Genomic DNA, 15,409 nt, shown 5'->3' on the forward strand with positions numbered 1-15,409 from the left:
TGGGCCATCGTCCTCATCTCGACCGGGGAGAACATGCCGATCACCTCGGCCCTGAACAACCTCTCCGGGCAGTACTTCACCGACCCCAACCTGGTCGCCGCCGGCGCGCTGCTCACCGCGATCCCGACGCTGATCGTGTACTTCGCGCTCCAGCGCCAGTTCGTCAGCGGCCTGACCCTCGGCGCCAACAAGGGCTGAGAGCAGGAGGACTTCGTCAACGAGGGGACCCGCACAGGTGTTGTGCGGGTCCCCTCGTACGAAGCCTCCGGGGCCTCAGGTCTCGTCCTCCATGCGGATCACGCTCCTGAGGTTCTTGTGCGCCGCGCCGGGTACGCCCTCCTGCGCCTCGAGCAGTGCCGCGGCGATGGCGTCCAGCTTGCGCTGGAGAGCCCGCTCGCCCCGCAGTTCGGAGTTCTTCAGAAGGGCGAGGAGCAGCAGCGTCACCGTCGTCATCGCGTCACCGGCGAGCAGCAGCCACTCCAGGGAGAGCCCGGCGAAGTGCACGGCGATCGTGAGCGACACCAGCACGACGCAGATCGCGAAGAAGACCGGCGAACTGGTGAAGCGCGACGCGGACTCGGCGAGCCGCTCGAACCTGCCGCGGTCGTCGCCGCCACGGTCGGCGGGATGCTGGAGAACCATGGTCAGCGCTTGGTCCACTTGCGTACGCGGTCCGTCGCCGTCTGTGTCATCTCCTGTGCCCTGCCCCGCAGTTGCTCACGGCGCCCGGCCCGGCGGACGGACGGGTCGCCCATGGCCTTGCCGACGGACTCCGTGACCTTCCCCTTGAGCTGTCTCACCTTCGCGTTGCCCTTGAACCTCATCGTCGTCGTCCTCTCGGGGGCTCCGTGCCGCGCTGCGGCGTTACCCACCGTCTGGCCCGCGGACGGCCGCGCAAACCGGCCGGTGTCCGGTTCTCGCGGGCAACGGCCGGGTTTCTCCGCGCCGTCGGCGGGGACCCGGTAGGGAAAGCCCAGAGCCGCAGGGAAGTCCGGTCCCGAACGGGCCCAAACAGAAGGAAGATGAGCGTCGTGACCGCGGACAGCAGGAGCACGAGCAGCAGCAGGACCATCATTCGGACCGAGACGGAGTGGGCCGAGGCGCGCCGTCGGGGGAGTGGTCCGCAGACCTGTGTTCCTGCGACCACCGAGCGGACGGCCCTCCAGGACCGGTCCGCCCCCGAGGGGAACATAGTCCGGGGCGAGGACTGACCACCGCCGGCACCCGGGCTTCGTACGACGAGGGCGCGGATCCCGTACAGGGGATCCGGGCCCTCGTGTCGTGTCCGGGCGCCGGCGGGGGCGGATCAGGGAGCGGTGTCGGTCTCGTTACGCAGCCGGCGGACCTCGTCCCGCTGGGCCTCGCGGAGGTCCTCGTCCACCGCGTCCTCGGGGACGTCGTCCGGGACCAGGTGGACGGCCGCCTCCTCCGCGGAGGCCGCGGCACCGTCGATTCCGACGTCCTCGGCGAGCATGTCGTTCTCGGCGTCCTCCAGGGCGTCCCCGTCGTACGACACGAGGCGGCCGGCGCGCTCCGCGCCCACCTCGTCGTCCAGCGGTTCGCCGTCCCCGCCCTCCAGATCGCCCACGCCGTCGTCGTCGGCGTCGGGCTCCTCCAGCGCGGGGTCCAGACGCTCCTCGGCGAGCCGCTCGTCGAGCGTCTCGCCTTCGCGCTGTTCACGCTCCGTGGTGCCCTGGTGTTCCACGCCAAGAGGGCGCTCGGGTGGCGACCACCCCTCGTCGTAGGGGTCGGCGCCGCGGTCCTCCAGGGTGTCCTCCGCGTCCAGGATGCCCTCGTCCTCGCGGTCGTCGAGGCCTTCCGGCTGGTAGACCTCGTCACCCATGGTGTCGTCCTCGCTCTGGCTGCCCATGTCGTCAGCGACCTCCCGGATGGTTCGATGTATGTCATCGCCCCGCGTACCCAGGCTCGCCCAGCCCACCCGTTCCGGCACGCCGGAACGGCGCGACGACACGGAGAGTGACCGCCTGGCGGGTGGCGATCCGAAGTCCTCACGTTTGATCCGGGCCTGGGCGGTCACCCGACCTTCCAACAACTGATGTCGATCCTGATGGGGAAGTGAGCAGTTGTGGCTGGTGACCAGAAGGCCAAGGCCAAGATGGAACAGGCCAAGGGCAAGACCAAGGAGGCCGCCGGGCGCGCCGTGGGCAACGAGCGGATGACCGCCGAGGGCCGCGCCGAGAAGGCGAAGGGCGACGCGCGTCAGGCCAAGGAGAAGACGAAGGACGCCTTCAAGCACTGACGCCGGGACGGCTCCGGCGCCGGGCCGCGCGACGGCCGTCCGGCGCTCGGCCGGCAGAGTCGGCGCAGCCGTCGGGCCGAACCAGGTGGGGCCCGTTCCTCGGAACGGGCCCCACCGGCGTGCGTCCACCGATGAGGACACCGTCGGCGCCGCCGACGACGGGACAGGAGCGGCCGTACGCGCTGTTCCTGTTGCCGGACCGCCGAGCGGACCGAAGATGGTGGGGAGCGGCGGAGAGGAGCCCCCGGCGTGGGAGCACGGCACACGCGGTCAGACGGAGGACGAGGAGACAGTTCGAAGGGGGCGGCCGAGGGAGCCGATCCGCGGCGGTGGCACGCCCTGTGGGTGACGCTGGCCGCCGGGTTCATGAGCCTGCTCGACGTCACGATCGTCGCCGTCGCCCTGCCCTCCATGCAGCGGGACCTGCACGCCTCGGCCCCGTCCATCCAGTGGGTCGTCTCCGGGTACGCCCTCACCTTCGCCCTGGTCCTCGTCACGGCCGGACGGCTCGGCGACGCGATCGGCAGACGGCGCATCTTCCTGTGGGCGCTCGCCGCGTTCGTCCTGTGCAGCGCGGGGGCGGGCGCCGCACCGAACATCACCCTGCTCGTCGTGGCCCGACTGGCGCAGGGTGTGGCGGCCGGCTGCCTCGCGCCGCAGAACTCCGCCCTCATCCAGCAGATGTTCCGCGGAGCCGAGCGCGGTCGGGCCTTCGGTCTCTTCGGCGCCACCGTCGGCATCTCCAGCGCGGTCGGCCCCGTCGTCGGCGGGCTCATCCTGAAACTCGCGGACGGCCCCGGCGGCTGGCGCTGGATCTTCTACGTGAACGTGCCCGTCGGCGCCGTCGCCTTCCTGCTGGGAATGCGCATGCTGCCCAAGGTCGCCCCGGGGCGCAGAGGACGGCTCGACCTGCCGGGGGTGCTGCTGCTCGGCTGCGGGGTGCTCGCGATGATGCTGCCGCTGGTGATGGCCGAGTCGGGCGGCGTACGGAAAAGGTGGTGGCTCTTCCTCGTCGGGCTGATCCTGCTCGTGGCGTTCGCCCGCTGGGAACGGCGTCTCGCGGCGGGCGGCGGGCAGCCGCTGCTGGACCCGCGCCTGGTGACCAGCACGCGGGGCTATGCCGCCGGTGCCACCATCGCGGCCCTGTACTTCGTGGGGTTCAGCGGGGTGTGGCTGGTGTTCGCCCTGTACTTCCAGGACGGCGAGGGTTTCTCCCCGTTGCGCTCGGGACTTGCGGTGACGCCGTTCGCCATCGGTTCGGCCACGGCCGCGGTGATCGCCGGCCGCCTGGTGGAGCGGTTCGGACGGCTGCTGACGGTCTGGGGCCTCGCGGGTGTCGCCCTCGGACTCGGCGGCGCCGTGCTGATCCTGCGCTTCGGCCCCGCGGACAGCGCCGTCTGGTGGGCGGCTCCGGCCCTGTTCGTCGGCGGCCTGGGCAGCGGCTGCGTGATCTCGCCCAACGTCACGATGACCCTGCGGGACGTGCCCGTACGGATGGCGGGAGCGGCCGGCGGAGCCCTCCAGACGGCGCAACGCCTGGGCGGCGCCGTCGGGACGGCCGCACTGCCGGGCCTCTTCTACATGGTGCTCGGCACGGGGCACCACGACTACCGGTCCGCCGTCTTCATCGCCGTCGGATCCGGGACGCTGGCCATCCTCTGCGCGTTCGCCCTCGCCGTGTACGACTGGCTGCGCGACCGCAAACCCGATCAGGAGCAGCCGCCCTGCCCGCCCGAGTGGTCCCACGGTCACACGCACGCGAGTCAGCCCTGAGGCAGACGTCTCCGGGCGCCGGGTGACCGCGTTCCGGACCGGCCGGTGCGGCGTACCGCACACTTCCGCGCCAGGCGCCGGTCCGCCCCCGTCACCCGCAGCCGGAACCCGTCGCCGGACCCGCCACCACGATCGCCCCGCTCACAGCGGACGCACAGCGGCCGAAAAGGTCTGGCGCGGGTGACGAACGCCCAGCGGGTCATGGTCAATTCCAGCCGTTGTCTTGTCATCTCCATGACAAGACAACCGGGCTGATGTCACTCTGCTGGCGAACGTTCACGCTTCGTTCACACCCCCACATCTCTCGTCCCCACCACCACCCCCACCCGTGCTCGCGCACCTTCACGCTCCACGCGCCGCCGAAACCGCGTGTGTCCTCGTGCGGTCCGTCGTGCGGCGCTCCTTCCCGCCCCCGCCCCCGGACCGGCCCCACCTGCCGGTCCGGCAGCCCGGGCGCCCCCCCCGGGCCACCCCCGCAGAAGGAGACGACCTTGAACGGGAACCATGGTTCCGCGCGTCGACGCAGACGTGCCGCCGCTCTCGCCCTCACCGCCGCCGGCTCACTGCTCGCCCTCGCCCTCCAGCCGGGCTCGGCGTCCGCCGCCCCGGCGGACCCCGGCCCCGCCACCACGCGGATCACCGCCAAGCCCCGGGCGGCCGCCGCCCAGGTCCCGCTGTCGCCCGCGCGGCGCACGGCCCTCGTCAAGAACGCCACGGCCGACGCGGGCGCCACCGCGCGCCGACTCGGACTCGGCGCCCGGGAGAAGCTCGTCGTCAAGGACGTCGTCCAGGACGCCGACGGCACGATCCACACGCGGTACGAACGGACGTACGCCGGACTACCGGTGCTCGGCGGCGACCTGGTCGTCCACCTGAAGGGCGGCCGGACCACCGTGTCCGAGGCCACCCGCTCCACCATCACCGTGCCGAGCACCACACCCCGCAGGTCCGCCGCCGACGCCAGGGCGAAGGCCCTCTCCGTGAGCGGGAAGGCGGCCGTCGGACACTCGGCTGTCGACGGGGCGCCGCGGCTCGTGGTGTGGGCCGCCGAGGGCCGGCCGGTGCTGGCCTGGGAGTCCGTGGTCGAAGGGGTCCAGCACGACGGCACGCCGAGCGCGCTGCACGTCGTCACCGACGCGTCGACCGGCAAGGTCGCCTCCCGGTACGAGGACGTCCACACGGGCACGGGCACCGGCCAGTACAGCGGCACGGTCCCGCTCTCCACGACACCCTCCGGCTCGACGTACCAACTCGTCGACGCGGACCGGGCGGCACACCGCACCTACGACCTCAACCAGGGGACGACCGGCACCGGGACGCTCTACACCGACGACAACGATGTCTGGGGGGACGGAACCCAGTCCGACCGGCAGACCGCCGGCGTCGACGTCGCCTACGGCGCCGCCGCGACCTGGGACTACTACAAGGACGTCTTCGGCCGCAACGGCATCCGCAACGACGGCGTCGCCGCGTACAGCCGGGCCCACTACGGCAACAACTACGTCAACGCGTTCTGGTCCGACAGCTGCTTCTGCATGACGTACGGCGACGGCGCGAGCAACACCCACCCGCTGACGGCACTGGACGTGGCGGCCCACGAGATGAGCCACGGCGTCACCAGCGCCACCGCCAACCTGACCTACTCGGGAGAGTCCGGCGGCCTCAACGAGGCGACGTCGGACATCTTCGCCGCGGCCGTGGAGTTCCACTCGAACCTCGCGGCGGACGTTCCCGACTACCTCGTCGGCGAGAAGATCGACATTCGCGGCAACGGCACGCCGCTGCGCTACATGGACAAGCCCTCCCGGGACGGTTCCTCCCGCGACTACTGGGACTCCTCGCTGGGCGGCATCGACGTCCACTACTCCTCGGGCCCCGCGAACCACTTCTTCTACCTGCTCTCCGAGGGGAGCGGCGCGAAGACCGTCAACGGCGTCGCCTACGACAGCCCGACCGCCGACGGGCTCCCGGTCACCGGCGTCGGCATCGAGAACGCCTCCCGCATCTGGTACCGCGCGCTGACCACGTACATGACGTCGACGACCAACTACGCGGGTGCCAGGGCCGCCACCCTGCAGGCCGCGGCCGACCTCTTCGGCGCCTACAGCGCCACCTACCTCGGCGTCGCCGACGCCTGGGCCGGCATCGACGTCGGTGACCGCATCGCTCTGGGCGTCAACATCGCCCCGATCGCCGACCAGACCTCCGGGGTCGGCCAGGACGTCTCGCTCCAGGTCGACGCGTACACCACCAACGCCGACGCGAGCCTGACCTACACCGCCACCGGCCTGCCGGACGGGCTGACCATCAGCGCCGCCGGTCTGGTCTCCGGGGTCCCCACCACCACCGGGACCAGCGACACCACCGTCACCGTGACCGACAGCACCGGCGCCACCGTCTCGGTGGGCTTCACGTGGCGCGTCGCGTACGTGTACGCCAACAGCACCCGCGTGGACATCCCCGACCTGGGAGCGGCGGTCGAGTCGCCCGTCACCATCACGGGCCGCCCCGGCAACGCCTCGGCCACCACGGAGGTCTACGTCGACATCGTGCACACCTACCGGGGTGACCTGACGGTCGACCTGGTCGGCCCCGACGGCACGGTGTACTCGCTGCTGAACCGCAGCGGGGGCTCCGCCGACAATGTGGACCAGACGTTCACGGTGGACGCCTCGGCCCAGCCGGTCGACGGCACCTGGAAGCTGCGCGTCCGGGACCTCGCCTCGATCGACGTGGGCTACATCCAGCAGTGGCGGATCACGCCCTGACACCGAGGCCCACGCAAGCGTCCCGTCGTTTCGGCGGCGGGACGCTCCCCGGATGCCCCACGATGGAGAGGACGGCACCCTTTCGGCAGCAGTCTGAGGAGCGCGGGATGGACTACTACGACCTCGGCACCCACAGTCGTCCGGTGACGACCACGTCGCCCGAGGCCCAACAGTGGTTCGACCGCGGCCTGGTGTGGTCCTACGCCTTCCACCACGAGGAGGCCGTCTCCTGCTTCGAGGCCGCCGCGGCGGCCGATCCCGACTGCGCGATGGCGTACTGGGGCATCGCCTACGCCCTGGGGCCCAACTACAACAAGCCGTGGGAGTTCTTCGACGGCGACGAGCTGACCCGTACGGTCGAGCGCACACACGCCGCCGTGCGGTTCGCGCGCGCGAAGGCGGAAACCGCGACCCCGGCCGAACAGGCCCTGATCGGCGCGCTGGAGCTGCGCCACCCGCGCGCGGAACCCGTCGAGGACTGCTCGGTGTGGAACGCGCCCTACGCGGACGCCATGCGCGCCGTGTACGAAGGCGCCCCCGACGACCTCGACATCGCCGCCCTCCACGCCGACGCGCTGATGAACCTCACCCCCTGGCAGCTGTGGGACCTGCGCACCGGTGAACCGGCCGAGGGCGCCCGGACGGCCGAGGCGAGGGCGGTGCTGGAACGGGCACTCGCCACCGAGGCGGGGGAGCGGCACCCGGGGCTCCTGCACCTGTACATCCACCTGATGGAGATGTCTCCCACGCCCGAGACCGCGCTGCCCGTCGCGGACCGGCTGCGCGGTCTCGTGCCCGACGCGGGTCATCTCCAGCACATGCCCACGCATCTGGACGTGCTGTGCGGCGACTACCGGCGGGTGGTGGCGGACAACGGCACCGCGATCGCCGCGGACGAGAAGTACCGTGCGCGGGCCGGCGCGATGAACTTCTACACCCTGTACCGCTCGCACAACTACCACTTCCGGATCTACGGAGCGATGTTCCTCGGCCGGTCGAGGACCGCCCTGGAGACCGCCACGCAGCTCGAAGCCTCCATCCCCGAGGAACTGTTGCGCGTGCAGAGCCCGCCCATGGCGGACTGGCTGGAGGGGTTCCTCGCCATGCGGGTCCACGTGCTGATCCGGTTCGGCCGCTGGGACGACATCCTGCGCCTGCCGCTGCCCGCGGACCCCCGGCTCCACTGCGTGACCACGGCGATGCTCCACTACGCGCGCGGTGTCGCCCTGTCCGCCACCGGCCGTGTCGCCGAGGCGGAGACAGAGCGCGAACGGTTCCGCGAAGCGGTCACCCGGGTCCCCGGGACCCGCATGCTCTTCAACAACACCTGTGCCGACATCCTCGCGATCGCGTCGGAGATGCTCGACGGCGAACTGGCCTACCGCAAGGGCGACCACGACGCCGCGTTCGCCGCGCTGGAGCGCTCGATCGCCCTGGACGACGGCCTTCCCTACGACGAGCCGTGGGGCTGGATGCAGCCCACCCGGCACGCCTACGGCGCCCTGCTGCTCGAACAGGGCCGGGTGGCGGAGGCGGAAGCCGTCTACCGCGCCGACCTCGGCATCGACGACACACTGCCCCGCCCCTCCCAGCACCCCGGCAACGTCTGGGCCCTGCACGGGTTCCACGAGTGCCTGGTCAGGCTCGGCAGGACGGGGGAGGCGCAGATCGTGGGGCAGCAGCTGAGGACGGCGCTCGCGCAGGCGGACGTACGGATCGAGGCGTCCTGCTTCTGTCGCCGGGAGACATCGGCGATCACCTCCGCCACCGGCGCGGCGGAACACGGCTGCTGCTGACCGAGCGTCAAGCACCTTTCGAGGAAGCACCTTTGGCGGTCCTCTCCGCTGCCCGCGAAGACGCGCGGCGGCACCTCGGGCGCGGTCGCGCCTTCAAGCCTTGACAGGACTCCCGTCGCGCCCGGTCCGCCCCCGGCGCCTCCCTCCAGGTCACGCCGTTCGGGGTGGTGCGCCGATCAGGCCGCTGTGAAAGCGAGTTGAAGAAACTCGCGTCACGGCTCTTGCCACCCCAATGGTTCATTACTTAAATCAAACCGTGAACTAAGCGCCTCCCAGGGCTGGTTCACGCTCACCGGTCGCACGGGGCGGAACTCGCTCCTGCGTCCTCATTCCCGTGCGTCCGCTCCGCTCGTCACCCCACCCGCATGGAGTCACGGCATGAAACTGAGATCCTTGGGTGTCGCGCTCGCCGCCATGGCCGCGCTCGTCACCCTGCCCCTGCAAAGCCCGGCCGCCGCGGCCGACCTGCCGCTGTCCCAGGGCAAGACGGCCACGTCGTCCTCCGACGAGAACGCGGGCACCGCAGCCGCCAACGCCGTCGACGGCAACACCGCCACCCGATGGTCCTCCGCCGCCCTGGACACCCAGTGGCTCCAGGTGGACCTCGGCTCCTCGGCCACCATCACCAAGGTCGTCCTCAACTGGGAGGCCGCGTACGGCACCGACTACAAGATCCAGACGTCCCCGGACGGGAACACCTGGACCGACATCAAGTCCGTGAACGGCGGCGACGGCGGCACCGACAGCCTCGACGTCTCCGGCCAGGGCCGGTACGTCCGGATGTACGGCGTCCACCGCGCCACCCAGTACGGCTACTCCCTCTGGGAGTTCCAGGTGTTCGGCAGCGGCGGCACCACCCCGCCCGCGGGCTGTGACACGGCCAACGCCGCCCAGGGCAAGACGGCGAGCGCCTCCTCCACCGAGAACGCCGGCACCCCGGCGTCGGCCGCGTTCGACGGCAACACCGGCACCCGCTGGTCCAGCGCGGCCTCCGACCCGCAGTGGATCCAGGTCGACCTCGGATCGTCGAAGGACCTGTGCCGCGTCGACCTCAACTGGGAGGCCGCGTACGGCAAGACCTTCCAGATCCAGGCCTCCGCGGACGGACAGAGCTGGACCACGCTCAAGTCCGTCACCGACGGCACCGCCGGCTCGACGTCCTACGACGTCTCCGGCCAGGGCCGCTACGTCCGGATCAACGGGACGACCCGTGGCACCGGATACGGATACTCGCTCTGGGAGGTGGCCGTCCACACCGGTACAGGCGGCGGCAGCGGACCCGTGCAGGGCGGCGGCGACCTCGGCCCCAACGTGATCGTCGTCGACCCCTCGACGCCCAACCTCCAGGCCAAGTTCGACCAGGTCTTCGCGCAGCAGGAGTCGAACCAGTTCGGCACCGGCCGCTACCAGTTCCTGATGAAGCCCGGCACCTACAACGGGATCAACGCCCAGGTCGGCTTCTACACATCGGTCTCGGGCCTCGGCCTCAACCCCGACGACGTCCACATCAACGGTGACATCACCGTCGACGCGGGCTGGTTCAACGGCAACGCGACCCAGAACTTCTGGCGTTCGGCGGAGAACCTGTCGATCACGCCCTCCAACGGCACCGACCGCTGGGCGGTGGCCCAGGCGGCCCCCTTCCGCCGTATCCACGTGCAGGGCGGCCTCAATCTCGCCCCGAACGGCTACGGTTGGGCCTCCGGCGGCTACATCGCCGACTCCAAGATCGACGGTACGGTCGGCCCGTACTCCCAGCAGCAGTGGTACACCCGGGACAGCTCCGTCGGCGGCTGGACCAACGGCGTCTGGAACATGACGTTCTCCGGCGTGCAGGGAGCCCCGGCCACCAACTTCGACTCCGGCCCGTACACCACCCTGGACAACACCCCCGTCTCGCGCGAGAAGCCGTACCTCTACCTGGACGGCAACGCGTACAAGGTGTTCGTGCCCTCCAAGCGCACCAACGCGCGCGGCGTCTCCTGGCCCAACACGCCCGGTTCGTCGATTCCGCTGGACCAGTTCTACGTGGTCAAGCCCGGCGCGACCGCGGCGACCATCAACACCGCCCTCGCCCAGGGTCTGAACCTGCTGTTCACCCCGGGCGTCTACCACCTCGACCAGACCATCAACGTGACCCGGGCGAACACCGTCGTCCTCGGTCTCGGTCTGGCGACCATCATTCCGGACAACGGCGTCGACGCCATGCACGTGGCGGACGTCGACGGAGTCAGGCTCGCCGGGTTCCTCATCGACGCCGGGCGCTCCAACTCCAACACGCTGCTGCAGATCGGCCCGGCCAACAGCTCCGCCGACCACGCCGCCAACCCCACGACCATGCAGGACGTGTTCGTGCGCATCGGTGGTGCCGGCCCCGGCCTCGCCACCAACTCCGTCGTGGTCAACAGCGACGACGTCGTCGTCGACCACACCTGGCTCTGGCGCGCCGACCACGGCGAAGGCGTCGGCTGGGAGACCAACCGGGCCGACTACGGCCTCGTGGTCAACGGTGACGACGTCCTCACCACCGGTCTGTTCGTCGAACACTTCAACAAGTACGACGTGTTGTGGAACGGCGAACGCGGACGCACGATCTTCTTCCAGAACGAGAAGGCGTACGACGTGCCGAACTCCGCCGCCATCACCCATGACGGCATCGTCGGATACGCGGCCTACAAGGTCGCCGACTCCGTCAACGTGCACGAGGCTTGGGGCCTGGGAAGTTACTGCAACTTCACCTCGGACCCGTCCATCGTGCAGGCACACGGCTTCCAGGTGCCGGTCAAGACAGGGATCAAGCTGCACGACATCCTGGTGATCTCCCTGGGCGGCAAGGGCCAGTACGCCCACGTCGTCAACAACACCGGTGCACCCACGTCGGGGACGGACACCGTCCCCTCGAAGATCACGCAGTTCCCGTGACCGTGACGGCCTGACGGCCGACGGCACCGCCTGACACGTCGCGGGTGCCGGGTTCCCCTCCTCGGAGGGGAACCCGGCACCCGCATCGCGTTTCCGAGCGCCCGGCGCCGGCACCTCACTCATGCGAGGGGTACGCCCACGGCTCCCGGTGTCTCAGAACGGGCGGCTCAGCCGTCCGGGGCGGGCCGGGACCCTGTCCGGAACGCTGTCGAAGGGGTCGTCGTGGGTCCGGGCGCCCTCGTGGTCGGGCGGACCGACCGGCTCCACGAGTGCGGCGTGCGCCACGAGGCGGCGGGCCAGTTCACGCGCCTCGGCCGGGGTGAGCGAGGCCCACGCCCCGTGCTCGTCGCCCTGATCGGGGCCCACGTCCAACGTGACGCGCCCGACCGGCCGGTCCGGGGAGAACAGCCGCAGTTCCTTCACGGCGATCCTTCGGCCGCAGGACGTCACCAGTGGCGCGTCCGCCGCCCTCACCCCGTCCGCTCGCCCCTGTCCGAACCTCGTCATCGCTCTCACGCCTTTCCACGAACAGTCCCGTCGGCCGGTCCACCGTCCGAGGTGGGACCCCGTCCACCGGTTCCCGTCAGCTGTCCGAATCAGCGTCGGTGGGCCGGGGTTTGTTCCCGCCCTCCGCACGTCACGAGCGTTCACGAGGGACGCGACGACGCTCCGGGCGGGCTCCGGACCGTACGGCCGAGCGGGTGACCGGAGCCTCACACCGATGCCCCGTCCGAGTGGCGGGCGGCCACGGGCACCCCTAGTAATGGGCAGCGGGCCGCGAACGGAATTCGGGGACCGGAGAGCGGTCGCACCGTGCGTCGCCTGCGCGGCCGCAGCAAGTATTTGGAGCAAAGAAGATGAGCACCCCCCTTTCCTCTCCCGCCCCGGACCGTTCCGGCATATCCCTCGACACCCACGACACCCCGCCCGCGCCGCCCCACCCCGACCCGTTCGAGGGCCTGGTGCACGCGGCAGTCGCCGATCGGCCCCTGGAAGAGGTCATCCAGCTCATCACGCTGCTGGAACAGTCACCGGACCACGCCCGTGCCGCCGTCGACGCGCTCAGGGCCGTGGCGGTGGACCGCCCCGTCGACGACGTCGGCCGGCTCGTGGCCGAGCTGGCCAGCCCGCCCCGCAACCCCGACAGCGCGGACGAGGTGATCCGCTCGGCGGCCGAGTCCCGCCCCGTCGAGGACGTCAGCCGCCTCATGGCGCTGCTGCACAGCCCGTCGGTCGAGTCCCACTGCGCGGAGGAGGCCGTCCGCGCCGTCGCCGCGCACCGCCCCGTCGAGGAACTCGTCGAACTCATCGGCCGGTTGTCCGACGAGCGTGCCCGCCAGGACGACGCGCCCGCCGACGACCCCGAGCACGACCGCTCCGACGCGACAGCGACACCGACGCCGCCGTCTTCGGCCACGGAGACCGGCGGTCCGACCGCGTGGCCCGCGACCGGACAGGACCGTGACGCACCGCGGGAGCGCGCCGAACGCGCCGCCAGGACACGTGGGGAGCGTGATCCCGTGAGGACCGCCGCACCCCCGGACTGGCCGCGCCGCGTGGCGGCCGTCGCCCTCGTCGTGTGCGGCGCGATGTACCTGCCGCTGCGCCACGACGGCGCGACGCTGCCCGTCCAGGGCTTCGGCGTGGCCGTGTTCGCGCTGTGCCTCCTGCTCGCGGCGGCCCTGCTGCTGCGTGGCGCGGTGCCCCTGCTCGTCGCCGCCGTCCTGGTGCCGGCGGCCCTCGCCGCCGTCGAACTCCTCGAAGGCCGGCTCCACTCCACGTCCCTGTCCCAGGCGTTGGACATCGCGGCCGCACCACCGTGGGCGGCCGGTGCCGCCTCGGCGGCCACGGCGCTCGTGGCGCTGGCCGCGCTACTCGTGGCCCTGGCCACCGGCCGGAACGCCCGCCGCCCCGCACCGCGACGGGCGAGCGTGGACGCCGACCGAGCGGCCCGCTGACCGGCTGACAGCGGCAGCCGGTGAACGGCCCGCCCGGCGAGTGATCAGCGCTCCGCTCGCCGGGCGGGCCACCCCGGACAGCGCCGACCGGACAGGACCACCGGCGATACGTGCCGACTCGCTACGACGGCGCCCGGTACGAGTGCGCCCGGTGCCGGGACCGGCACGCTCACCGAACGCGGCCCCCGGGCTCAGCGACGGGCGGATCCCTTGCTGCGCAGCGCCCCGAGGCGCTCCAGGAGGAGGCCCTCGCGGGTGGACCAGGGGGAGATCTCCACGCTCGTGGCACGGCACGCGTCCATCAGGGCCTCGGCGACCAGGGCACCGGCCAGGGACTGTCCGGCCCGGTGGCGCGAGATGCCGGGCAGCCTGCTCCGGCCGGCGGACCCCTGCTTGGCGAGGACGCGCACCGCGGCCCGTACCTCGTCGATGGTCAGCCGCTGTTGGGCGAGCGGACGGGGGCGGCCGGCGCTGGTGTAGCGGGCGAGCTGGGTGAAGGTCTTGGAACAGGCCAGGACGCGTCCGTCCGGATCGGCCTGCGGCAGGTCGGCCACCGCGGCGAGACGGTCGCCCAGGTGGTCGCGGACCTCGGCCAGCCGCCGCTTCGACGACACGGCCTCGCCGAGTTTCCATTCGCGGGTGACGGTGCGGGCTCCGAGGGGGAGCGAGAGCGTGGTGCGCGGCTGTCTCGCGGTGCCGGAGGCGATCTCCACCGTGCCGCCGCCGATGTCGAGGACCAGCAGCGAGCCGGTCTTCGCGCCCGCCCAGTGGCGTGCGGCGACGTACGCCAGCCGGGCCTCCTCCTCGCCGGACAGCACCCGCAGCCGGGTACCGGTGGCGCGTGCCACCTGGGCGAGGACCTCCTCGCGGTTGGGTGCGTCACGGATCACGGAGGTGGCGAACGCGTACACGTCCGGCAGGCTCTCGCCGTCCTCGGCGAGTGTCTCGGCGACGGCCAACTGGACGCTGCGGACGCCTGTCTTGTCCAGGCGTCCGTGGGCGTCGAGGGTCTCGTGGAGCTGGAGCCGTACCTTGCGGGACAGCACCGGTTCCATGTCGGTCCCGCCGCGACGGCGCGCGACGGTGAGCAACGCGCTGTGACACCCGACGTCGAGTACACCTGCCTGCCGCACGTGGGAACCCCCCGTATTTCTCGCCTGGAAGAGATGGTCGAACTCGTCATTCTCCCGCACGTCGCGTTCGGAGTCGCGACACGATGTCGTCACGGCTGTTCGGACGTTCCGCGGCGGCGTCGCACGTGGCAGCGTCGGGCGACCCGGGGGCGCGTGCTCCACCGGGATGCGTCACCGGTGAAGGCGCTCGGCTCACGGCGCCGGCCGACGGCCTCGGCGCCGGGCGGTGCGGGTCCGGGTGTGCGGTGGGGGACCCGGGATCAGGCGACGGGCTGTGTCACGTCGCTGCCGGGGGCGTCGGCCAGCACCACGACCGCGGTGATGCGCTTGCCGACCGGTTCGCGGTGCACCTCGAAGGCCTGGCACACACCCATGACGATCTCCAGGCCGTGCTGTCCGACCCGGCCCACGTCGGCGGCACGGGCCACCGGAAGCGTCGGGTCGGAGTCCCACACCGTCGCCCGTACGGCGCCCTGGTCCACCTCGAGGGACAACAGGCAGGGGCCGCCCGCGTACTTGACCGCGTTCGTCACCAGCTCGCTGACGACCAGGGGCACCATGCCCATCACCCGGCCCGAGACGGGCAGTCCGGCGACGGCCTGCACCTGGGTCAGGAAGTCACGGGCGAACGCCCGCGCCTCAGCTATGCACGCGGAGTCGCCGTCGTACGCGACGGACGCCTCGATCAGCGCACCCCGTCGCTTCCGCTGTTCCGCTTCACTCACCGATCGGCCCATGTGTTCCGTCCTGCGTCCGCCCGCTCCGACATACGGGCGCCTTCCCCGAAAACCACGCTTCA

12 protein-coding genes and 1 pseudogene are annotated in these 15,409 nt (G+C 71.5%); 7 read left to right on the plus strand and 6 right to left on the minus strand.

The window, feature by feature from the left end:
- Window positions 1-198, plus strand: a pseudogene (locus AB0C62_RS23765) (carbohydrate ABC transporter permease); the annotation flags it as partial.
- Window positions 199-273: 75 nt separating this feature from the next.
- Here AB0C62_RS23765 and AB0C62_RS23770 read toward each other — a convergent pair.
- The 3 genes from AB0C62_RS23770 to AB0C62_RS23780 form a co-directional block, all read right to left on the minus strand.
- Window positions 274-642: a low affinity iron permease family protein gene (locus AB0C62_RS23770; protein WP_362976371.1), complete on the minus strand. Its 369-nt coding sequence runs from the start codon at window positions 640-642 to the stop codon at window positions 274-276.
- A gap of 2 nt (window positions 643-644) precedes the next feature.
- Window positions 645-824, minus strand: a complete 180-nt coding sequence (locus AB0C62_RS23775; protein WP_362976183.1) for a CsbD family protein — start codon at window positions 822-824, stop codon at window positions 645-647.
- A gap of 482 nt (window positions 825-1,306) precedes the next feature.
- The gene (locus AB0C62_RS23780; protein ID WP_362976185.1) at window positions 1,307-1,870 is read right to left on the minus strand and encodes a DUF5709 domain-containing protein; all 564 of its coding nucleotides are present in this window, start codon (window positions 1,868-1,870) and stop codon (window positions 1,307-1,309) included.
- A gap of 216 nt (window positions 1,871-2,086) precedes the next feature.
- On the opposite strand from AB0C62_RS23780, the gene AB0C62_RS23785 reads away from it, so the two are divergent.
- The 5 genes from AB0C62_RS23785 to AB0C62_RS23805 all read left to right on the plus strand — a co-directional run bounded on the left by AB0C62_RS23785 (window position 2,087) and on the right by AB0C62_RS23805 (window position 11,519).
- The gene (locus AB0C62_RS23785) at window positions 2,087-2,260 is read left to right on the plus strand and encodes a CsbD family protein (protein WP_267049275.1); all 174 of its coding nucleotides are present in this window, start codon (window positions 2,087-2,089) and stop codon (window positions 2,258-2,260) included.
- Between the two features lie 339 nt (window positions 2,261-2,599).
- Window positions 2,600-4,033: an MFS transporter gene (locus AB0C62_RS23790; RefSeq protein WP_362976373.1), complete on the plus strand. Its 1,434-nt coding sequence runs from the start codon at window positions 2,600-2,602 to the stop codon at window positions 4,031-4,033.
- Window positions 4,034-4,524: 491 nt separating this feature from the next.
- Complete coding sequence (locus AB0C62_RS23795; RefSeq protein WP_362976187.1) at window positions 4,525-6,801, plus strand: M4 family metallopeptidase; 2,277 nt, start codon at window positions 4,525-4,527, stop codon at window positions 6,799-6,801.
- 107 nt (window positions 6,802-6,908) lie between these two features.
- Window positions 6,909-8,597, plus strand: coding sequence for a hypothetical protein (locus tag AB0C62_RS23800; protein ID WP_362976189.1), 1,689 nt, complete (start codon window positions 6,909-6,911; stop codon window positions 8,595-8,597).
- A gap of 378 nt (window positions 8,598-8,975) precedes the next feature.
- On the plus strand, window positions 8,976-11,519 hold the full coding sequence (locus AB0C62_RS23805) for a discoidin domain-containing protein (RefSeq protein ID WP_362976191.1): 2,544 nt from the start codon (window positions 8,976-8,978) through the stop codon (window positions 11,517-11,519).
- A gap of 153 nt (window positions 11,520-11,672) precedes the next feature.
- On the opposite strand, the gene AB0C62_RS23810 is transcribed toward AB0C62_RS23805, so the two are convergent.
- On the minus strand, window positions 11,673-12,026 hold the full coding sequence (locus tag AB0C62_RS23810; protein WP_362976193.1) for a hypothetical protein: 354 nt from the start codon (window positions 12,024-12,026) through the stop codon (window positions 11,673-11,675).
- 350 nt (window positions 12,027-12,376) lie between these two features.
- Between AB0C62_RS23810 and AB0C62_RS23815 the strand changes: the two genes are divergently transcribed.
- Window positions 12,377-13,477, plus strand: coding sequence for a hypothetical protein (locus AB0C62_RS23815; protein WP_362976195.1), 1,101 nt, complete (start codon window positions 12,377-12,379; stop codon window positions 13,475-13,477).
- Between the two features lie 191 nt (window positions 13,478-13,668).
- Here AB0C62_RS23815 and AB0C62_RS23820 read toward each other — a convergent pair whose 3' ends face one another.
- Entirely contained in the window at window positions 13,669-14,610 is a 942-nt protein-coding gene (locus AB0C62_RS23820) for a hypothetical protein (protein ID WP_362976197.1), read from the minus strand.
- 260 nt (window positions 14,611-14,870) lie between these two features.
- On the minus strand, window positions 14,871-15,335 hold the full coding sequence (locus AB0C62_RS23825) for an ATP-binding protein (RefSeq protein WP_362976199.1): 465 nt from the start codon (window positions 15,333-15,335) through the stop codon (window positions 14,871-14,873).
- Between the last annotated feature and the right edge of the window lie 74 nt (window positions 15,336-15,409).

The organism is Streptomyces sp. NPDC048643, from assembly GCF_040650615.1.
GTDB lineage: Bacteria > Actinomycetota > Actinomycetes > Streptomycetales > Streptomycetaceae > Streptomyces.

Coding starts and splice junctions, on each gene's coding strand:
- AB0C62_RS23770 (WP_362976371.1), bottom strand. CDS start 642: ATGGTTCTCCAGCATCCCGCCGACCGTGGCGGCGACGACCGCGGCAGG.
- AB0C62_RS23780 (WP_362976185.1), bottom strand. CDS start 1,870: ATGGGCAGCCAGAGCGAGGACGACACCATGGGTGACGAGGTCTACCAG.
- AB0C62_RS23800 (WP_362976189.1), top strand. CDS start 6,909: ATGGACTACTACGACCTCGGCACCCACAGTCGTCCGGTGACGACCACG.
- AB0C62_RS23805 (WP_362976191.1), top strand. CDS start 8,976: ATGAAACTGAGATCCTTGGGTGTCGCGCTCGCCGCCATGGCCGCGCTC.
- AB0C62_RS23775 (WP_362976183.1), bottom strand. CDS start 824: ATGAGGTTCAAGGGCAACGCGAAGGTGAGACAGCTCAAGGGGAAGGTC.
- AB0C62_RS23810 (WP_362976193.1), bottom strand. CDS start 12,026: ATGACGAGGTTCGGACAGGGGCGAGCGGACGGGGTGAGGGCGGCGGAC.
- AB0C62_RS23815 (WP_362976195.1), top strand. CDS start 12,377: ATGAGCACCCCCCTTTCCTCTCCCGCCCCGGACCGTTCCGGCATATCC.